The sequence below is a fragment of the Isoptericola sp. NPDC055063 genome (assembly GCF_053608125.1).
On record NZ_JBSGUW010000007.1, the window covers coordinates 80,772 to 99,426 of the forward strand.

Annotated in this window: 30 protein-coding genes; all 30 read right to left on the reverse strand. The window is 68.6% G+C overall.

What is annotated here, in order from left to right:
• Nucleotides 1-36 precede the first annotated feature (36 nt).
• Nucleotides 37-441, reverse strand: coding sequence for a 30S ribosomal protein S11 (rpsK, locus tag ACWF41_RS10220; RefSeq protein ID WP_380321664.1), 405 nt, complete (start codon nt 439-441; stop codon nt 37-39).
• A 74-nt stretch (nt 442-515) separates the two neighbouring features.
• The gene (rpsM, locus tag ACWF41_RS10225) at nt 516-890 is read right to left on the reverse strand and encodes a 30S ribosomal protein S13 (protein WP_380321661.1); all 375 of its coding nucleotides are present in this window, start codon (nt 888-890) and stop codon (nt 516-518) included.
• 189 nt (nt 891-1,079) lie between these two features.
• Nucleotides 1,080-1,193, reverse strand: a complete 114-nt coding sequence (gene rpmJ, locus ACWF41_RS10230) for a 50S ribosomal protein L36 (protein ID WP_009740505.1) — start codon at nt 1,191-1,193, stop codon at nt 1,080-1,082.
• Between the two features lie 71 nt (nt 1,194-1,264).
• On the reverse strand, nt 1,265-1,486 hold the full coding sequence (gene infA / locus ACWF41_RS10235) for a translation initiation factor IF-1 (RefSeq protein ID WP_012867920.1): 222 nt from the start codon (nt 1,484-1,486) through the stop codon (nt 1,265-1,267).
• Between the two features lie 254 nt (nt 1,487-1,740).
• Nucleotides 1,741-2,625: a type I methionyl aminopeptidase gene (gene map / locus ACWF41_RS10240; protein WP_380321658.1), complete on the reverse strand. Its 885-nt coding sequence runs from the start codon at nt 2,623-2,625 to the stop codon at nt 1,741-1,743.
• A 13-nt stretch (nt 2,626-2,638) separates the two neighbouring features.
• A complete protein-coding gene (locus ACWF41_RS10245) occupies nt 2,639-3,196 on the reverse strand; it encodes an adenylate kinase (protein ID WP_380321667.1) in 558 nt (185 codons plus the stop codon).
• Nucleotides 3,197-3,297: 101 nt separating this feature from the next.
• Entirely contained in the window at nt 3,298-4,596 is a 1,299-nt protein-coding gene (secY, locus tag ACWF41_RS10250) for a preprotein translocase subunit SecY (protein WP_380321655.1), read from the reverse strand.
• A gap of 303 nt (nt 4,597-4,899) precedes the next feature.
• Nucleotides 4,900-5,364, reverse strand: a complete 465-nt coding sequence (rplO, locus tag ACWF41_RS10255) for a 50S ribosomal protein L15 (protein ID WP_380321652.1) — start codon at nt 5,362-5,364, stop codon at nt 4,900-4,902.
• 2 nt (nt 5,365-5,366) lie between these two features.
• Nucleotides 5,367-5,549 (reverse strand): 50S ribosomal protein L30, encoded by a 183-nt coding sequence (gene rpmD / locus ACWF41_RS10260; RefSeq protein WP_079573239.1) that lies wholly within the window; start codon nt 5,547-5,549, stop codon nt 5,367-5,369.
• Complete coding sequence (gene rpsE / locus ACWF41_RS10265; RefSeq protein WP_380321649.1) at nt 5,549-6,220, reverse strand: 30S ribosomal protein S5; 672 nt, start codon at nt 6,218-6,220, stop codon at nt 5,549-5,551. The genes rpmD and rpsE overlap by 1 nt, the downstream gene beginning before the upstream one ends.
• A gap of 43 nt (nt 6,221-6,263) precedes the next feature.
• The gene (rplR, locus tag ACWF41_RS10270; protein WP_380321646.1) at nt 6,264-6,635 is read right to left on the reverse strand and encodes a 50S ribosomal protein L18; all 372 of its coding nucleotides are present in this window, start codon (nt 6,633-6,635) and stop codon (nt 6,264-6,266) included.
• Nucleotides 6,635-7,171 carry a 50S ribosomal protein L6 gene (gene rplF, locus ACWF41_RS10275; protein ID WP_380321643.1) on the reverse strand — a complete coding sequence of 179 codons (537 nt, stop codon included), beginning with the start codon at nt 7,169-7,171 and terminating at the stop codon, nt 6,635-6,637. Before rplF ends, rplR begins: the two co-directional genes overlap by 1 nt.
• Before the next feature lie 19 nt (nt 7,172-7,190).
• Entirely contained in the window at nt 7,191-7,589 is a 399-nt protein-coding gene (rpsH, locus tag ACWF41_RS10280) for a 30S ribosomal protein S8 (protein ID WP_380244185.1), read from the reverse strand.
• A gap of 73 nt (nt 7,590-7,662) precedes the next feature.
• Nucleotides 7,663-7,848 (reverse strand): type Z 30S ribosomal protein S14, encoded by a 186-nt coding sequence (locus ACWF41_RS10285; protein WP_013837851.1) that lies wholly within the window; start codon nt 7,846-7,848, stop codon nt 7,663-7,665.
• A gap of 1 nt (nt 7,849) precedes the next feature.
• Nucleotides 7,850-8,422, reverse strand: a complete 573-nt coding sequence (gene rplE / locus ACWF41_RS10290) for a 50S ribosomal protein L5 (protein WP_380321640.1) — start codon at nt 8,420-8,422, stop codon at nt 7,850-7,852.
• Complete coding sequence (rplX, locus tag ACWF41_RS10295; RefSeq protein ID WP_380321637.1) at nt 8,422-8,763, reverse strand: 50S ribosomal protein L24; 342 nt, start codon at nt 8,761-8,763, stop codon at nt 8,422-8,424. Before rplX ends, rplE begins: the two co-directional genes overlap by 1 nt.
• Before the next feature lie 2 nt (nt 8,764-8,765).
• Nucleotides 8,766-9,134, reverse strand: coding sequence for a 50S ribosomal protein L14 (gene rplN, locus ACWF41_RS10300; RefSeq protein ID WP_380321634.1), 369 nt, complete (start codon nt 9,132-9,134; stop codon nt 8,766-8,768).
• Nucleotides 9,135-9,281: 147 nt separating this feature from the next.
• On the reverse strand, nt 9,282-9,572 hold the full coding sequence (gene rpsQ, locus ACWF41_RS10305; protein WP_380321631.1) for a 30S ribosomal protein S17: 291 nt from the start codon (nt 9,570-9,572) through the stop codon (nt 9,282-9,284).
• Between the two features lie 7 nt (nt 9,573-9,579).
• Nucleotides 9,580-9,819 (reverse strand): 50S ribosomal protein L29, encoded by a 240-nt coding sequence (rpmC, locus tag ACWF41_RS10310; protein WP_380321628.1) that lies wholly within the window; start codon nt 9,817-9,819, stop codon nt 9,580-9,582.
• Nucleotides 9,819-10,238, reverse strand: coding sequence for a 50S ribosomal protein L16 (gene rplP, locus ACWF41_RS10315; protein ID WP_380244191.1), 420 nt, complete (start codon nt 10,236-10,238; stop codon nt 9,819-9,821). The genes rpmC and rplP overlap by 1 nt, the downstream gene beginning before the upstream one ends.
• 3 nt (nt 10,239-10,241) lie before the next feature.
• Nucleotides 10,242-11,075, reverse strand: coding sequence for a 30S ribosomal protein S3 (gene rpsC / locus ACWF41_RS10320; protein WP_380321625.1), 834 nt, complete (start codon nt 11,073-11,075; stop codon nt 10,242-10,244).
• Nucleotides 11,075-11,443: a 50S ribosomal protein L22 gene (rplV, locus tag ACWF41_RS10325; RefSeq protein ID WP_079572426.1), complete on the reverse strand. Its 369-nt coding sequence runs from the start codon at nt 11,441-11,443 to the stop codon at nt 11,075-11,077. The genes rpsC and rplV overlap by 1 nt, the downstream gene beginning before the upstream one ends.
• A 58-nt stretch (nt 11,444-11,501) precedes the next feature.
• Nucleotides 11,502-11,783 (reverse strand): 30S ribosomal protein S19, encoded by a 282-nt coding sequence (gene rpsS, locus ACWF41_RS10330; protein ID WP_075829208.1) that lies wholly within the window; start codon nt 11,781-11,783, stop codon nt 11,502-11,504.
• Nucleotides 11,784-11,797: 14 nt separating this feature from the next.
• Entirely contained in the window at nt 11,798-12,634 is an 837-nt protein-coding gene (gene rplB / locus ACWF41_RS10335; protein ID WP_380321622.1) for a 50S ribosomal protein L2, read from the reverse strand.
• Nucleotides 12,635-12,663: 29 nt separating this feature from the next.
• Nucleotides 12,664-12,966: a 50S ribosomal protein L23 gene (gene rplW / locus ACWF41_RS10340; protein ID WP_079572420.1), complete on the reverse strand. Its 303-nt coding sequence runs from the start codon at nt 12,964-12,966 to the stop codon at nt 12,664-12,666.
• Nucleotides 12,963-13,661 (reverse strand): 50S ribosomal protein L4, encoded by a 699-nt coding sequence (rplD, locus tag ACWF41_RS10345; protein WP_380321620.1) that lies wholly within the window; start codon nt 13,659-13,661, stop codon nt 12,963-12,965. Before rplD ends, rplW begins: the two co-directional genes overlap by 4 nt.
• 5 nt (nt 13,662-13,666) lie before the next feature.
• The gene (rplC, locus tag ACWF41_RS10350; protein ID WP_380321618.1) at nt 13,667-14,320 is read right to left on the reverse strand and encodes a 50S ribosomal protein L3; all 654 of its coding nucleotides are present in this window, start codon (nt 14,318-14,320) and stop codon (nt 13,667-13,669) included.
• A gap of 13 nt (nt 14,321-14,333) precedes the next feature.
• A complete protein-coding gene (gene rpsJ, locus ACWF41_RS10355) occupies nt 14,334-14,642 on the reverse strand; it encodes a 30S ribosomal protein S10 (protein ID WP_013837837.1) in 309 nt (102 codons plus the stop codon).
• A gap of 502 nt (nt 14,643-15,144) precedes the next feature.
• The gene (gene tuf / locus ACWF41_RS10360; protein ID WP_380321615.1) at nt 15,145-16,341 is read right to left on the reverse strand and encodes an elongation factor Tu; all 1,197 of its coding nucleotides are present in this window, start codon (nt 16,339-16,341) and stop codon (nt 15,145-15,147) included.
• Nucleotides 16,342-16,468: 127 nt separating this feature from the next.
• Nucleotides 16,469-18,571, reverse strand: a complete 2,103-nt coding sequence (gene fusA / locus ACWF41_RS10365) for an elongation factor G (protein WP_380321612.1) — start codon at nt 18,569-18,571, stop codon at nt 16,469-16,471.
• Between the last annotated feature and the right edge of the window lie 84 nt (nt 18,572-18,655).

Genomic DNA, 18,655 nt, shown 5'->3' on the forward strand with positions numbered 1-18,655 from the left:
ATCACTCGGCCCCGGGCCTCGACGACGTCGGGAAAGTCAGACGCGGCGACGCTTCGGGGGGCGGCAGCCGTTGTGCGCCTGGGGCGTCACGTCCTGGATCGAGCCGACCTCGAGGCCGGTCGCCTGCAGGGAGCGGATGGCGGTCTCACGACCGGAACCCGGGCCCTTGACGAAGACGTCGACCTTCTTGACGCCGTGCTCCTGGGCGCGGCGGGCGGCCGACTCGGCGGCGAGCTGCGCGGCGTACGGCGTGGACTTGCGGGAGCCCTTGAAGCCGACGTGGCCGGCGGACGCCCACGAGATCACGGCGCCCGACGGGTCCGTGATCGAGACGATCGTGTTGTTGAAGGTGCTCTTGATGTGCGCCTGGCCGAGCGGGACGTTCTTCTTGTCCTTGCGGCGCGGCTTGCGCGCGGCCGTGGCACGAGTCTTGGGAGGCATGTGTTCTCTGATCTCCTGGTCTGATCGGACCGGGGCGGTTCAGCTCGGGGAGCCGACCGCACCACGGACTGCTATCAGCGGGCCTTCTTCTTGCCCGCCACGGTGCGCTTCGGACCCTTGCGGGTACGCGCGTTGGTCTTGGTGCGCTGACCGCGCACCGGGAGGCCGCGGCGGTGGCGCAGGCCCTGGTAGGTGCCGATCTCGACCTTGCGGCGGATGTCGGCGGCGACCTCGCGGCGCAGGTCGCCCTCGAGCTGGAAGTTGCCCTCCAGGTAGTCGCGCAGGGCGACGAGCTGGTCGTCACCGAGGTCCTTGACCCGCAGGTCCGGGTTGATCCCGGTCGCGGCCAGCGTCTGCTGGGCGCGGGTACGGCCGACGCCGTAGATGTACGTGAGCGCAACCTCGAGCCGCTTCTCGCGGGGGAGGTCGACGCCGATCAGACGTGCCATGTGCCTTCCGGCTCCTGTACTTCGTCCAGAGGTCTGCCGCACCGCCCTCCCGCAGACTGCGGGCCCCGGCCCCTGGACCGAGGGTTCCCCTCGCCCGTGTCCCGGGAGCTTCGCTCCGGGAGAGGGTCGAGGTTCGTGGTGGTGCGCTGTTGCCGACGGCGAGCGCGTGCCGTCAGCGGGTGGCTGCGATCAGCCCTGGCGCTGCTTGTGGCGCAGGTTCTCGCAGATCACCATGACGCGACCGTGCCGGCGGATCACCTTGCACTTGTCGCAGATCTTCTTGACGCTCGGCTTGACCTTCATCTGTGTTCCTCCGCCGCCGCACGCGCGCCGGCAGGTGCCGGCGCCCCAGACGGCGCTCGATGGGGTGGTGGTTACTTGTAGCGGTAGACGATCCGACCGCGGGACAGGTCGTACGGGCTGAGCTCGACCACGACACGGTCCTCCGGGAGGATCCGGATGTAGTGCTGACGCATCTTGCCCGAGATGTGCGCGAGGACCTTGTGGCCGTTCGCGAGCTCCACACGGAACATCGCGTTCGGCAGGGCCTCGACCACGCTGCCCTCGATCTCGATGACGCCGTCCTTCTTTGCCATGTCCTCCGCTAACTCTCGTCTGGCCCCGGGCGCCCGTCAGCAACGTGACGGAGGTCCGGATGTCGTGCGTGCCGCCTGCTCACCCTCGTCCCGACCGACCGACGTTCACGCCGGTGCGATGCTGGTCTGCAGCGCCAGAGTGAGGGGCTGCATCGAGGAACTGCCGAACGGACTACACCCGACAGAACATCGTACCTGATCGCACCAGTGGCTGCGAACGCGGTCCGGGAGGTGGTGGGTCACAGGGTGGTGGGTCACACCTCGAGGCTCACGGGCTCGACCTCGAACGGCGCGAGGCCGGCCCGGCCCCCGTCGACCGCGGTCAGGACGCTGATGCCGTCCTCCAGGAGGGCGACGGTGTGCTCCCAGTGCGCGGCCCGCGAGCCGTCCTCGGTCACGACCGTCCAGTCGTCCTCGAGCACGCGCGTCGCCCCGCTCCCCCGCGTCACCATCGGCTCCACCGCCAGGCACATGCCCGGGCGGAGCCGCGGCCCGCGGTCCGAGGTGCGGAAGTTCACGATGTCCGGCGGCTGGTGCATCGCGGTGCCGATGCCATGCCCGACGTAGTCCTCGACGATGCCGTACTCCACGCCCGAGGCCCCGCCCGCCAGCTCGACGGCGGTCTCGACCGCCGTCCCGACGTCGTTGAGCTTCTTGCCGCCCGCCAGGGCGGCGATCCCGGCCCACATCGCGGTCCGCGTGGCGCGGACCAGGTCGAGGTCGGCGGCGTCGACCCCGGCGGCGTCCGCCGGGGCGTCGACGTCGAGGGCGCCGTCCGGGCCGAGCACCAGGCTCAGCGCGGAGTCGCCGTGCCAGCCGTCCACGATCGCGCCGCAGTCGACCGAGACGACGTCCCCGACCTCCAGGACGCGCGCACCCGGGATGCCGTGGATGACCTCGTCGCCGACGGACACGCAGATCGTCGCCGGGTAGCCCTGGTAGCCGAGGAACGAGGGCGTGGCCCCCGCGTCGGCGATGGCGCGCGCGGCGACCTCGTCGAGGTCGGCCGTCGTCATGCCGGGCCGGGCGGCCGCGCGCACGGCGTCCAGCGCCGACGCGACGACCAGGCCGGCGCGCCGCATGACGCGCACCTGCTCGAGCGTCTTGAGCTCGACGCGCTCGCGCGAACCGAAGATCATGGCGGGTGGGACCTCAGCCGAGCTCGGCGGCCAGCGCCTGGACGATGCGCTCGGTGACCTCGGAGACCTCGCCGATGCCGTCCACCTGGGCCAGCAGCCCGCGCTCCGAGTAGGCCGCCGTGAGGGGCGCCGTCTGCTCGTCGTAGATGTCGAGGCGGCGCGCGATGGCGTCCGGGGTGTCGTCGTCGCGGCCCTCGATCTCGGCGCGCTTGGCGATCCGGGCCAGGAGCTCGTCGCGCGCGGCGGTGAGCTCGATGACGCCGTCCAGCTCCCAGCCCAGGTCGGCGAGGATCGCGTCGAGCGCCTCGACCTGGTGGGCGTTGCGCGGGTAGCCGTCGAGCAGGAACCCGGCCTTCACGTCGTCCTCGCCGAGGCGGGAGCGCACCATCTGGTCGGTGACCTCGTCCGGGACGAGCTCGCCCTTGGCGCTGTACTCCTGCGCGAGCTTGCCCAGGTCCGTGCCGCCCTTGATGTTGGCGCGGAAGATGTCGCCCGTCGAGATGGCGGGGATGCCGAACAGCTCGGCGAGGCGCGCGGCCTGCGTGCCCTTGCCCGCGCCCTGCGGCCCCATGATCACCAGGCGCGTCACCCGCGCCTCGGCGCTGGGGGCGCCGTGGAGCTCGCGGCGGGTGGTCGGCGTGGCACCGGTGGTGCCGCCTTCGTTCGTCTCGGTCAACGGAGGAACCCTTCGTAATGACGCTGCTGGAGCTGGGAGTCGATCTGCTTCACGGTCTCGAGACCCACACCGACGATGATCAGGATCGAGGTACCGCCGAACGGGATGTTCGTGGTGACCCCCAGCACGACGAGCACGATCGTGGGGATCAGCGCCACGATCGCGAGGTAGATGGAGCCCGCGGACGTGATGCGCGTGATCACGTAGTCCAGGTACTCGGCCGTGGGCCGGCCGGCGCGGATGCCCGGGATGAAGCCGCCGTACTTCTTCATGTTGTCCGCGACCTCGTCCGGGTTGAACGTGATCGACGTGTAGAAGAACGCGAAGAAGATGACCATCAGCACGTACAGCACGATGTACAGCGGGTCGGACTGCTGGACCAGGTTGTTGGAGATCCACACCACCCAGCCCGCGCTCTGGTCGCCGAACTGCGCGAGCAGCCCGGGGATCGCGAGGATCGACGCCGCGAAGATGACCGGGATGACGCCGGCCATGTTGATCTTGATCGGGATGTAGGTGCTGGTGCCGCCATACATGCGGCGGCCCACCATGCGCTTCGCGTACTGCACCGGGATGCGGCGCTGCGACTGCTCGACGAAGACGACGAGGCCGACCACGATCACGATCACCGCGATCATCACGATGAAGTTCAGCGGGCCGTTGGAGCCGCCGGCGATCGACCACAGGGCGGACGGGAAGTTCGCCGCGATCGAGGTGAAGATCAGCAGCGACATGCCGTTGCCGACGCCGCGCTCGGTGATCATCTCGCCCAGCCACATGACCAGGCCCGTACCGGCCGTCATCGTGATGACCATCAGCGTGGCCGTCATGAAGCTGTCGTCGGCGATGACGTCGACGCCGCAGCCCGGGAACAGCATCCCCGTGCGGGCGGTCGTGATGATCGTCGTCGACTGCAGGATCGCGAGCGCGATGGTCAGGTAGCGCGTGTACTGCGTGAGCTTCGACTGCCCCGACTGGCCCTCCTTGTGCAGGGCCTCGAAGCGAGGGATGACCACGCGCAGCAGCTGCACGATGATGCTCGCGGTGATGTACGGCATGATGCCGAGCGCGAAGATCGAGAGCTGCAGCAGCGCGCCGCCGCTGAAGACGTTGACGAGCCCGAGCAGCGACGTGCTGCCCTCGAGGGCTGCCACGCACTGCTGCACGTTGCCGTAGTCGACACCGGGTGTGGGCACGAGGGACCCCACCCGGAAGAGCGCCATGATCGCGATCGTGAACAGCAGCTTGCGCCGCAGGTCCGGTGTCCGGAAAGCCCGGCCGAATGCGCTGAGCACCTATCCTCCTGGCCCGCCGCGGCGGGTTGTCGTGTCGCCGGGGACCGGCGAGGTGTGGCGCGAACTCCCGACGCCGCGGCCCGGGGGCCACGTCGCCGTCACGCCGACTCGGTCATGGTCCGGCCGGGGAGCCCCCGACCTCGTCGGCACCCTGAGCGGGTGCGCGGCGCGGACCGTGACGGATTCTACGTGCCCGGGACGAGTGATCCAGACCACACGCCGCCCCGGCGGCCTCGCGGCCGCGCACGCCGAGAGCACACAGGGCCGGCAGCGCGTGTGCGCCGCCGGCCCTGTGAGCGGATGTCAGTCCTCGGAGACCGTGCCGCCGGCCGCCAGGATCTTGTCCTTGGCGGAGCCGGAGACGCGGTCGACCGTGACGTCCAGCTTGACGGTGATCTCGCCCGTGCCGAGCACCTTCACCGGCTGACCCTTGCGGACCGCGCCCTTGGCGACGAGGCCCTCGACGGTGACGGAGCCACCCTCGGGGTACAGCGCGGCGAGCTTGTCCAGGTTGACGACCTGGTACTCGACGCGGAACGGGTTCTTGAACCCGCGCAGCTTCGGGAGGCGCATGTGCAGAGGCATCTGCCCACCCTCGAAGCGTGCGGGAACCTGGTAGCGAGCCTTCGTGCCCTTGGTACCGCGACCCGCCGTCTTGCCCTTCGACGCCTCACCGCGACCCACACGGGTCTTCGCGGTCTTGGCGCCCTCGGCCGGACGCAGGTGGTGGACCTTGAGCGGCTGCACCTTCTCGGTGTTGTCGGCCATGATCACTCGACCTCCTCGACGGTGACGAGGTGCGCCACCGTGGTGACCATGCCACGGATCTCCGGACGGTCCTCCTTCACGGCGGTGTCGCCGATCCGCTTGAGGCCGAGGGTCCGCAGCGTGTCACGCTGGTTCTGCTTGCCGCCGATGGCGGACTTGACCTGGGTGACCTTCAGACGAGGCATCACGCACCCACCTTCTCGTCCGCCTTGGCCGCCTTGGCGGCGAGGCCGGCAGCCTGCGCACGCAGGAGCGCGGCCGGGGCCACGTCCTCGAGCGGCAGGCCACGACGAGCGGCCACGGCCGCCGGCTCCTCGAGGCCCTTGAGGGCCGCGACGGTGGCGTGCACGATGTTGATCGAGTTGGACGAGCCGAGCGACTTGCTCAGCACGTCGTGGATGCCGGCGCACTCCAGCACGGCGCGCACCGGACCACCGGCGATCACACCGGTACCCGGCGAGGCCGGACGCAGGAACACGACGCCGGCGGCCTCCTCACCCTGGACGGGGTGCGGGATGGTGCCCTGGATGCGGGGGACGCGGAAGAAGTTCTTCTTCGCCTCCTCGACACCCTTGGCGATCGCCGCGGGCACCTCCTTGGCCTTGCCGTAGCCGACACCGACGGTGCCGTCGCCGTCGCCCACCACGACCAGCGCGGTGAAGCTGAAGCGACGACCACCCTTGACGACCTTCGAGACGCGGTTGATCGTCACCACGCGCTCGACGAAGGCGTTCTTGTCGGCCGCGTCGCGGCCGCCGCCCCGGCGGTCGTCGCGACGGCCGCCGCCACGGCGCCCGTCGTTCTTGTTGGACTCGTTGGCGCCCTGGGGGGCGCCGGTGCGCTGCCCTGCAGCCATCAGAGGATCCTCATCTTCCGTGCGAAATCGCGGACGTCGGCCATCACAGCTCCAGCCCCGCTTCCCGGGCGCCGTCGGCGACCGCAGCCACCCGGCCGTGGTACTTGTTGCCACCGCGGTCGAAGACCACGGTGTCGACCCCGGCGGCCTTGGCACGCGCGGCGACGAGCTCGCCGACCTTGCGGGCCTTCGCGGTCTTGTCGCCGTCGAGGGCGCGCAGGTCCGCCTCGAGGGTCGAGGCGGAGGCGACGGTCTTGCCGACCGTGTCGTCCACGACCTGCGCCACCATGTGGCGCGAGGAGCGGGTCACGACGAGGCGCGGACGCGTCGCGGTGCCCTTGATCTTCTTGCGCAGGCGCAGGTGACGGCGCTGACGAGCGACGGCCTTGCCCTTGCCCAGAACCTTGAGAGCCATCACTTACCAGCCTTTCCGACCTTGCGGCGGACGACCTCGCCGGCGTAGCGCACGCCCTTGCCCTTGTAGGGCTCGGGCTTGCGGATCTTGCGGATGTTCGCTGCGACCTCGCCGACCTGCTGCTTGTCGATACCCGCGACCGAGAACTTGGTCGGGCTCTCGACCGAGAAGGTGATGCCCTCCGGCGCCGTGACGGTCACCGGGTGCGAGAAGCCGAGGGCGAACTCGAGGCTCTGACCCTTGGCGGCCACGCGGTAACCGGTGCCGACGATCTCGAGCTTCTTCTCGTAGCCCTCGGTGACACCGGTGACGATGTTCGCGAGGAGGGTGCGCGTGAGGCCGTGCAGCGCACGGGACTTGCGCTCGTCGTCCGGGCGCGACACCACGAGGGTGCCGGCGTCCTGAGCGACCGTGATGGGGGTGGGCACCGTGTGCTCCAGGGTCCCCTTCGGGCCCTTGACGGTCACGAGCGCACCGCTGATGGTGACGTCCACGCCGGCCGGGACCGGAACGGGGAGCTTGCCGATTCGAGACATGGCGATTCTCCTTTCCGGATTACCAGACGTAGGCGAGGACTTCGCCGCCGACGCCCTTGGCCTGGGCCTGACGGTCGGTCAGCAGGCCGGAGGACGTGGACAGGATCGCCACGCCGAGGCCGCCGAGGACCTGAGGCAGGTTGGTGGACTTCGCGTAGACGCGGAGACCGGGCTTCGAGACGCGGCGGACGCCGGTGAGGGCGCGCTCGCGGCTCGGGCCGTACTTGAGCGTGAGGGTGAGGGTCTTGCCGACCTTCGCGTCCTCGACGGTCCAGCCGGAGATGTAACCCTGCGCCTGCAGGATCTCCGCGATGTTCGACTTCAGCTTCGAGTGCGGCATGGTGACCGTCTCGTGGTGCGCCGAGTTCGCGTTACGCAGACGCGTGAGCATGTCTGCGATGGGGTCTGTCATGGTCATTGGGCTCCAGCCCTTCCTCGCCGGGGTATCCGGGCGGTACCGCGGTACCGCCCGGACCTACGGCGTAGTGGTTTTACCAGCTGCTCTTGGTGACGCCGGGGAGCTCGCCGCGGTGGGCCATCTCCCGCAGGCAGATCCGGCACAGGCCGAACTTGCGGTAGACCGAGTGCGGACGGCCGCAGCGCTGGCACCGGGTGTAGGCGCGGACGGCGAACTTCGGCTTGGCGTTCGCCTTGTTGATCAGGGCCTTCTTCGCCATGTCAGTTCTCCTTGAAGGGGAAGCCGAGACGGCGCAGCAGGGAGCGGCCCTCGTCATCGGTCGTCGCCGTGGTCACGACCGTGATGTCCATGCCGCGGACGCGGTCGATCTTGTCCTGGTCGATCTCGTGGAACATCGACTGCTCCGTGAGACCGAAGGTGTAGTTGCCGTGCCCGTCGAACTGCTTCGGGCTCAGGCCGCGGAAGTCGCGGATACGCGGCAGCGCGATCGACAGCAGGCGGTCGAGGAACTCCCACATCCGGTCGCCGCGCAGCGTGACGTGCGCGCCGATCGGCATGCCCTCACGCAGCTTGAACTGCGCGATGGACTTCTTCGCCCGCGTCACCTGGGGCTTCTGCCCGGTGATCGCGGTGAGGTCGCGGATCGCGCCCTCGATGAGCTTGGAGTCCTTCGCCGCGTCACCGACACCCATGTTCACGACGATCTTGGTCAGACCGGAGACCTGGTGCAGGTTCTGGTGGCCGAACTCCTCGCGCAGGGCCGCGACGATCTCCTCGCGGTACTTCTGCTTGAGGCGCGGGGTGGCCGGGGCCTCGAGAGTGGTCTCGGTCATCAGATGTCCTTCCCGGAACGCTTGGCGACGCGCACGCGGACGGTGCGGGTACGGCCGTCGCGCTCGACCTGCTCGGTGCGGAACCCGACGCGCGTGCCCTTCTTGGTCTCCGGGTCGACGATCATCACGTTCGAGACGTGGATCGGCGCCTCGACGGTCTCGATGCCACCCGTGCGGGTGCCGCGAGCCGTCTGGCCGGCCTTGACGTGCTTGGTGACGCGCTGCACGCCCTCGACCACGATGCGGTCGGAGTCCTTGAGGACCTCGAGCACACGGCCCGTCTTGCCCTTGTCGCGACCGGCGATGACGATCACCTGGTCGCCCTTCTTGATCTTCGCCATGGTCAGAGCACCTCCGGCGCCAGCGAGACGATCTTCATGAACCGCTTGTCGCGCAGCTCGCGCCCGACCGGGCCGAAGATGCGGGTGCCGCGGGGCTCGCCGTCGTTCTTGAGGATGACGGCGGCGTTCTCGTCGAACTTGATGTAGGAACCGTCCGGACGACGGCGCTCCTTGGCGGTCCGGACGACGACGGCCTTGACCACGTCGCCCTTCTTCACGTTGCCGCCGGGGATCGCGTCCTTGACGGTGGCGACGATCGTGTCGCCGATACCGGCGTAGCGACGGCCGGATCCACCGAGAACACGGATGCAGAGAATCTCCTTGGCACCCGTGTTGTCGGCGACCCGCAGTCGCGACTCCTGCTGGATCATCGATTGATCTCCTGTCGTCGAGCTGGTTCTCGTCCCGAGAGATCCCGGGCGAGCCTTGCCGAACGGATAGTTGCTGTGGTGGTCGGGACGGGCCGCATACGTGTGTCACGGCCCGCCCCGGCCGAAGGTCTCAGAAGACCTTCTGGATCACTTGGCCTTCTCGAGGATCTCCGTCAGGCGCCACCGCTTGGTCGCGGACAGCGGACGGGTCTCCATGATCTCGACCAGGTCGCCGATACCGGCGGAGTTCTGCTCGTCGTGCGCCTTCACCTTGGTGGTGGTGCGCAGGACCTTGCCGTACAGCGGGTGCTTCTTGCGGTCCTCGACCTCGACGACGATGGTCTTGTCCATCTTGTCGCTGACGACGTAGCCGCGACGCACCTTGCGCGTACCGCGCTCGGTCGCCTCAGCGGCCACCGCGTTGGTGTTCTCGCTCATCGATGCCTCACTCACTCACGCTCGGGGCCGTGCGGATACCGAGCTCGCGCTCGTGCAGGACCGTGTAGATCCGCGCGATGTCGCGCTTGACGGCCTTGATCCGACCGTGGGACTCCAGCTGGCCGGTGGCCGACTGGAAGCGGAGGTTGAACAGCTCCTCCTTGGCCTTCTTCAGCTCGGCGACGAGCTTCTCGTCGTCGAAGCCATCGAGGTCAGCGGGGGCCAGGCCCTTGGTTCCGACTGCCATCAGTTAGCACCACCCTCGCGCACCACGAAACGGCACTTCATCGGGAGCTTGTGGATCGCGCGGCGCATGGCCTCACGGGCCAGCTCCTCGTCGACACCCGCCAGCTCGAAGACGATCCGGCCGGGCTTGACGTTGGCGACCCACCACTCGGGCGAACCCTTACCGGAGCCCATGCGGGTCTCGGCGGGCTTCTTGGTCAGGGGACGGTCCGGGTAGATGTTGATCCAGACCTTGCCGCCACGCTTGATGTGGCGGGTCATCGCGATACGAGCAGCCTCGATCTGGCGGTTGGTGACGTAGGCCGGCTCGAGAGCCTGGATGCCGAAGTCGCCGAACGCGATCGTGGTGCCACCCTTGGCCGCGCCGGAGCGCTTGGGGTGGTGCTGCTTGCGGTGCTTGAGCCTGCGGGGGATCAGCATGACTCAGGCCTCCGTTCCGGACTCGGGGGCCGCAGCCTGCTCCGTCGCCGGGGCCGCGTCGGACGCGGGGGCGTTCTCGGCGGCCGGCTGGGCCTGACGCTCGGGGCGACGACCGCCACCGCGGCGCTCCCCACGCTCCGGACCACGGCCACGACCCTGACGGGGCGCGGCGGCGGCCTGCTGCGCGGCGAACTCCTTCTCGGTGATGTCGCCCTTGTAGATCCACACCTTCACGCCGATGCGGCCGAAGGTGGTGCGGGCCTCGTAGAAGCCGTAGTCGATGTTCGCGCGCAGCGTGTGCAGCGGCACACGACCCTCGCGGTAGAACTCCGACCGGCTCATCTCGGCGCCGCCGAGGCGGCCGGAGACCTGCACGCGGATGCCCTTGGCACCGGCCCGCTGGGCGGACTGGATGCCCTTGCGCATGGCGCGGCGGAACGAGACGCGGCTCGCGAGCTGCTCGGCGATGCCCTGCGCGACCAGCTGCGCGTCGATCTCCGCGTTCTTGACCTCGAGGATGTTGAGCTGGACCTGCTTGCCCGTGAGCTTCTCGAGCTCGCCGCGGATGCGGTCGGCCTCGGCACCCCGGCGACCGATGACGATGCCCGGACGCGCCGTGTGGATGTCCACGCGGACGCGGTCGCGGGTGCGCTCGACCTCGACCTTGGAGATGCCGGCCCGCTCGAGACCGGTGCTCATGAGCTTGCGGATCGCCACGTCCTCGCGGACGTAGTCGCGGTACCGCTGACCAGGCTTGGTGCTGTCGGCGAACCAGCGCGACCGGTGGTCGGTGGTGATGCCGAGGCGGTACCCGTGCGGGTGAACCTTCTGCCCCACTATCGGGCCCCTTCCTTCTGCTCACGCGGTGCGACGACCACCGTGATGTGGCTGGTGCGCTTGAGGATCTGGCTCGCACGCCCCTGCGCCCGCGGACGGAACCGCTTGAGCGTCGGCCCCTCGTCGACGAACGCCGCCGAGACGAAGAGCTCCGTCTCGTCGAAGCGCTCGCTGGCGCGGTCGGCCTTCACCCGGGCGTTCGCGACGGCGCTCTCCACAACCTTGCGGATCGGCTCGCTCGCCGCCTGCGGCGCGAACTTCAGCACCGCGACGGCCTCGGCGGCCTGCTTGCCACGGATGAGGTCCACGACGCGCCGGGCCTTCTGGGGCGTGACACGGACGAACCGCGCCTGCGCCTTGGCTTCCATTGCTGTCCTGCTTCCTTTTCTCAGACCGTCGGGGCCTGTCGTCCGGCTGACCCGGGGGTCAGCGGCGACGGCCCTTCTTGTCGTCCTTCACGTGGCCGCGGAAGGTTCGCGTGGGAGCGAACTCGCCGAGCTTGTGGCCGACCATCGCCTCGGTGACGAAGACCGGGGTGTGCTTCCGGCCGTCGTGCACGGCAAAGGTGTGACCGAGGAAGTCGGGCGTGATGACCGACCGACGGGACCAGGTCTTGATGACGTTCTTGGTCCCCTTCTCGTTCTGAGCGTCCACCTTCTTCTGCAGGTGGTCGTCGACGAAGGGGCCCTTCTTCAGGCTACGAGGCATCTGTCAGGCTCCTATCAGCGCTTCTTGCCGGTGCGGCGACGGCGGACGATCAGCTTGTCGCTCGGCTTGTTCGGGCGGCGGGTCCGGCCCTCGGGCTGGCCCCACGGGCTGACCGGGTGGCGACCACCGGAGGTCTTGCCCTCACCACCACCGTGCGGGTGGTCGACCGGGTTCATGACCACACCACGCACGGTCGGGCGGACGCCCTTCCAGCGCTTGCGGCCGGCCTTGCCCCAGTTGATGTTCGACTGCTCGGCGTTGCCCACCTCGCCGACCGTGGCGCGGCAGCGCAGGTCGACGTTGCGGATCTCGCCGGACGGCATGCGCAGCTGGGCGTACGGGCCGTCCTTCGCGACGAGCTGCACGGACGCACCGGCGGAGCGGGCGATCTTCGCGCCGCCACCGGGGCGGAGCTCGACGGCGTGGATGACCGTACCGGTCGGGATGTTGCGCAGCGGCAGGTTGTTGCCGGGCTTGATGTCGGCGCCGGCACCGGCCTCGACGACGTCGCCCTGCGACAGCTTGTTCGGCGCGATGATGTAGCGCTTCGTGCCGTCCGCGTAGTGCAGGAGCGCGATCCGAGCCGTGCGGTTCGGGTCGTACTCGATGTGCGCGACCTTGGCGGGCACGCCGTCCTTGTCGTGGCGACGGAAGTCGATGACGCGGTACGCGCGCTTGTGGCCACCACCCTTGTGACGGGTCGTGATGCGGCCGGTGTTGTTGCGCCCACCGGTCTTGGACAGCGGTCGGACCAGAGACTTCTCCGGCTGCGAGCGCGTGATCTCGACGAAGTCGGCGACGCTGGAGCCGCGGCGGCCGGGCGTCGTCGGCTTGTACTTACGGATTCCCATGGGTTAGTCCTCGATCTGCTCTCTGCGCCTCAGGAAGCCGGACCGCCGAAGATGTCGATCGTGCCCTCACGGAGGGTCACGATCGCGCGCTTCGTGTCCTTGCGCTTGCCCAGGCCGAAGCGCGTGCGACGCGCCTTGCCCTTGCGGTTGATCGTGTTGACCGAGTCGACCTTGACGCCGAAGACCTGCTCGACCGCGATCTTGATCTCGGTCTTGTTGGCCCGCGGGTCCACGACGAAGGTGTACTTGCCCTCGTCGAGGAGGTTGTAGGACTTCTCGGAGACGACCGGCGCGATCAGGATGTCGCGCGGGTCCTTCGTCACGGCGGTCACTTGGTGGCCTCCTCGGTCTCGGCCGCCTCGGACTCCGTGGCGACGGCCTTCACGCTCTTGCCCGTGGCCGGGCCGGCGAGGAACGCGGCGAGCGCACCCTCCGTGAAGACGACGTCGTCGGAGACGAGCACGTCGTAGGTGTTGAGCTGGTCCGCCGTCAGCAGGTGGACCTGCTGGACGTTGCGGAGCGACTTGATCGTCAGCTCGTCCGAGCGCTCGGTGACCACGAGGACGTGCGTGCGCTCGGTGAGCGCGGCGATCGTCTTGACGGCGGTCTTGGTCGACGGCGCGCCGTCGATGCCGAAGCCGGAGACCACGTGGACGCGGCCGGCGCGAGCCCGGTCGGACAGGGCACCGCGCAGGGCGGCGGCCTTCATCTTCTTCGGGGTCCGCTGGTCGTACTTGCGCGGCTGCGGGCCGTGGACGGTGCCACCGCCGGCGAACTGCGGGGCGCGGGTCGAACCCTGGCGGGCGCGGCCGGTGCCCTTCTGCTTGTACGGCTTGCGGCCACCGCCGCGGACCTCGCCGCGGGTCTTGGTGGCGTGCGTGCCCTGGCGGGCGGCAGCGAGCTGCGCGACGACCACCTGGTGGATCAGCGGGACGTTGGTGTCGATGTCGAACACCTCGGCAGGAAGCTCGGCGGAGCCGGCCTTCTTGCCCTGGGCGTCGAGCACGTCGACGGTCTGGTTAGCCATGGGGGTCACGCACCCTTCGCGGCGCTACGCACGACGACGACGCCACCCTTGGGGCCGGGAACCGCGCCCTTGACGAGCAGCAGACCCTTCTCGGCGTCGACCGCGTGGACGGTCAGGTTCTGGACGGTCATGCGCTCGTGGCCCATGCGACCGGCCATCCGCAGGCCCTTGAACACGCGCGACGGCGTCGAGGCGCCACCGATCGAGCCGGCCTTGCGGTGGTTGCGGTGGGCACCGTGCGAGGCGCCGACACCGGAGAAGCCGTGGCGCTTCATGACGCCCGCGGTGCCCTTGCCCTTGGTGGTGCCGACGACGTCGACCACGGCGCCGGCCTCGAAGGCGGCGGCAGTGATCTCCTGGCCGAGCGTGAACTCGGCGGCGTCCTCGGTCCGGACCTCGGCGACGTGGCGGCGCGGCGTGACGCCGGCCTTCTCGAAGTGGCCCTTGAGCGGCTTGGTGACCTTGCGCGGGTCGATCTGGCCGGCGGCGAGCTGGACGGCCGCGTAGCCGTCGGCGTCCGCGGAGCGGACCTGCGTCACGACGTTGGTCGGGACGGCCACGACGGTGACGGGGACAAGACGACCGGCGTCGTCCCACAGCTGCGTCATACCGAGCTTGGTGCCGAGCACCGCGGTCACGTTCTTCTGCTGGTTGGTCATATCTATCCCAGCCTCAGAGCTTGATCTCGATGTTCACGTCGGCAGGCAGGTCGATACGCATGAGCGAGTCGACGGCCTTCGGCGTGGGATCGATGATGTCGATGAGCCGCTTGTGCGTACGCATCTCGAAGTGCTCGCGGCTGTCCTTGTACTTGTGAGGCGACCGGATGACGGTGAAGACGTTCTTCTCCGTCGGCAGCGGCACCGGACCCACGACCGTCGCACCAGCGCGCGTCACCGTGTCGACGATCTTGCGCGCCGAGCTGTCGATGACCTCGTGGTCGTAGGACTTGAGCCGGATGCGGATCTTCTGTCCCGCCATGGCGTCGTCTGACTCTCTCTCTCGAACCGCTACTGTCCGACCCCCGCGCTCGGGCGTGTCGCAGTTGTTGAAACAACAGCGCGACGTACCCGGGCGCACACCGAACCGGCGTGGGGCCGTTGATTGTGGTCCGCGAGGCGGACCACGACGTTTGTCTGGCCTGTCGAGACATGTGTCCCGCGGGGCGCTCTAGCGCGTCGACAGCCGGCAACCCCGCGACCCCTCTCCGGGAGGGGATCCGCTCCAGGCGACGCGGGCCGTTCCGAAGATTCCGGACCGGCGCACGCACCGTGGTGCTACACACTGTTCGACACGAGAAAGAACGCGCCCGTGACAGGCAACCTGAACATCTTGCCACAGGGAAGCCCCTGATTCCAAGCCGGAACGGGGTTCTTCCGCTGTGACGCCGGACGCACCGGTCCTCGAGGACCAGCTGCGCCCGGGCACGCAGGAGGCCCGGACCCTGTGCGGGCCCGGGCCTCCTGCTCAGGCGATCAGCAGATCACTTGATGATCTTGGTGACACGGCCGGAACCGACCGTGCGGCCACCCTCACGGATGGCGAAGCCGAGGCCCTCCTCCATGGCGATCGGCTGGATCAGCGCGACCGTCATCTCGGTGTTGTCGCCGGGCATGACCATCTCGGTGCCCTCGGGCAGCGTGATGACGCCGGTGACGTCCGTGGTGCGGAAGTAGAACTGCGGACGGTAGTTCGAGTAGAACGGGTTGTGGCGCCCACCCTCGTCCTTGCCCAGGATGTAGACCTGAGCCTCGAAGTCGGTGTGCGGGGTGATCGAACCCGGCTTCACGACGACCTGGCCGCGCTCGACGTCCTCGCGCTTGATGCCGCGCAGGAGCAGACCGGTGTTGTCGCCGGCCTGGGCCTGGTCCATCTGCTTGTGGAACGTCTCGATACCGGTGACCGTGGTCTTCTGCGGCTCGCGGATACCGACGATCTCGACCTCGGAGTTGACGTCGAGCGTGCCGCGCTCCACCTTGCCGGTCACGACGGTGCCGCGGCCGGTGATCGTGAAGACGTCCTCGATCGGCATGAGGAACGGCTTGTCGAGCTCGCGCACGGGGTCGGGGACGTTCTCGTCCACGGCCTCCATGAGCTCCAGGATCTTCTTGGTCCACTCGGGGTCACCCTCGAGGGCCTTGAGGCCGGAGACGCGGACGACGGGCGCGTTGTCGCCGTCGAAGTCCTGCGACGACAGCAGCTCGCGGACCTCCATCTCGACGAGCTCGAGGATCTCCTCGTCGTCGACCATGTCGGACTTGTTGAGCGCGACCAGCAGGTAGGGCACGCCCACCTGGCGGGCCAGCAGCACGTGCTCGCGCGTCTGGGCCATCGGACCGTCGGTCGCCGCGACCACCAGGATCGCGCCGTCCATCTGGGCGGCACCGGTGATCATGTTCTTGATGTAGTCGGCGTGACCCGGGGCATCGACGTGCGCGTAGTGACGCTTGGGCGTCTCGTACTCGATGTGCGCGATGTTGATCGTGATGCCGCGCTGCTTCTCCTCCGGCGCGGCGTCGATCTCGTCGAAGTTGCGCTGCGTGTTCGCCGGCAGGTCGGGGTACGTGTCCGCGAGCGTCTTCGAGATCGCGGCGGTGAGCGTGGTCTTGCCGTGGTCCACGTGCCCGATCGTGCCGACGTTGACGTGCGGCTTGGTCCGCTCGAACTTGGCCTTAGCCACTGGGGTCCTCCTGGGACTTGGGTAGATGTTCCGAACGTTGCGGGTGTTGGCCGATCAAGCCTAGACCCGCGGGGCGTTGCGGCTTCCTACAGGTTGATGGTTGTGCTGGTCGTCGACCTGTGGGGGCTCACTCGCCCCGGGTCTTCTTGATGATCTCGTCAGCAACGTTGCGAGGAACCTCGGCGTAGCTGTCGAACTGCATCGAGTACACCGCGCGGCCCTGCGTCTTGGAACGCAGGTCACCGATGTACCCGAACATCTCGCTCAACGGTACCTGGGCGCGCACGACCTTGACACCGGTCGCGTCCTCCATGGACTGGATCATCCCACGACGCGAGTTGATGTCACCGATCACGTCGCCCATGTACTCCTCGGGCGTCCGGACCTCGACGGCCATGACGGGCTCGAGGATGACCGGGTCGGCCCGCTTGATGCCCTCCTTGAAGACCATCGAGCCGGCGATCTTGAACGCCATCTCCGAGGAGTCGACGTCGTGGTAGGCACCGTCGAGCAGCGTGGCCTTGACCCCGACCACGGGGAACCCGGCCAGGACGCCCTGCTGCATCGCCGACTGGATGCCGGCGTCCACGGACGGGATGTACTCGCGCGGGATGCGCCCACCGGTGACCGCGTTGGCGAACTCGTAGAGCTCGCCGTCCGCCGTCTCGAGCGGCTCGAAGGTCACCTGGACCTTCGCGAACTGGCCCGAGCCACCGGTCTGCTTCTTGTGCGTGTAGTCGATCTTCTCCGCGGCGCGGCGGATCGTCTCGCGGTACGCCACCTGCGGCTTGCCGACGTTCGCCTCGACCTTGAACTCGCGACGCATGCGGTCGACGAGGATGTCGAGGTGGAGCTCGCCCATGCCGCCGATGACGGTCTGGCCGGTCTCCTCGTCCAGCTTGACGCGGAAGGTCGGGTCCTCCTGGGCGAGCTTCTGGATCGCCGTGGAGAGCTTCTCCTGGTCGGCCTTCGTCTTCGGCTCGATGGCCACGTCGATGACCGGCTCGGGGAAGGTCATCGACTCGAGGATGACCGGGTTCGCCGGGTCGCACAGGGTGTCACCGGTGGTGACGTCCTTGAGCCCGATGAACGCGTAGATGTGCCCGGCGTGGGCCTCCTCGACCGGGTTCTCCTTGTTGGAGTGCATCTGGAAGAGCTTCCCGATGCGCTCCTTCTTGCCCTTGGTCGAGTTCTGGACCTGCGCGCCCTGCGCGACCTTGCCCGAGTACACGCGCACGTAGGTGAGCTTGCCGAAGAACGGGTGCGTGGCGACCTTGAACGCGAGGGCCGAGAACGGCTCCGCCTCGTCCGGGCGACGCTCGATGATCTTCTCCGCGTCCTTGACGTCGTGGCCCTGGACGGCCGGGACGTCGAGCGGGGTCGGCAGGTAGTCGATGACGGCGTCGAGCATGGGCTGCACGCCCTTGTTCTTGAACGCCGAGCCGCACAGGACCGGGAAGGCCTCCGAGCGGATCACGAGCTTGCGGATGCCGGACTTGATCTCGGCGATCGAGAGCTCCTCGCCACCGAGGAACTTCTCGAGCAGCTCGTCGTCGGCCTCGGCGACGGCCTCGACGAGCTCGGCCCGGTACTGCTGAGCCTTCTCGACGAGGTCGGCCGGGATCTCCTCGACCGCGTACTCCTCGCCCATCTTGGTGTCGCCGCGCCACGTGAGCGCCTTCATCTCGAGCAGGTCGACGACGCCCTCGAAGTCGTTCTCCGCCCCGATCGGGAGCTGGATGACCAGCGGCTTCGCCTTGAGACGGTTGATGATGGTGTCGACCGTGAAGTAGAAGTCGGCGCCCAGCTTGTCCATCTTGTTGACGAAGCAGATGCGCGGGACGTCGTACTTGTCGGCCTGGCGCCACACGGTCTCCGACTGGGGCTCCACGCCCTCCTTGCCGTCGAACACCGCGACGGCACCGTCGAGCACGCGCAGCGAGCGCTCGACCTCGACGGTGAAGTCCACGTGACCGGGGGTGTCGATGATGTTGATCTGGTTGTTCTTCCAGTAGCAGGTCGTCGCGGCGGACGTGATCGTGATGCCGCGCTCCTGCTCCTGCTCCATCCAGTCCATCGTCGACGCACCGTCGTGCGTCTCACCGATCTTGTAGTTCACACCCGTGTAGAACAGGATGCGCTCGGTGGTGGTGGTCTTGCCGGCATCGATGTGGGCCATGATGCCGATGTTGCGGACCTTGTTCAGGTCGGTCAGCACGTCGAGTGCCACGGTGTCTTACCCCTTGTCGGTGGAAGGTCGGAAGCCGGGCCGGAGGTCCGGCCCCCGGCCGGCTCCGGATCCGCGGACGGCCCC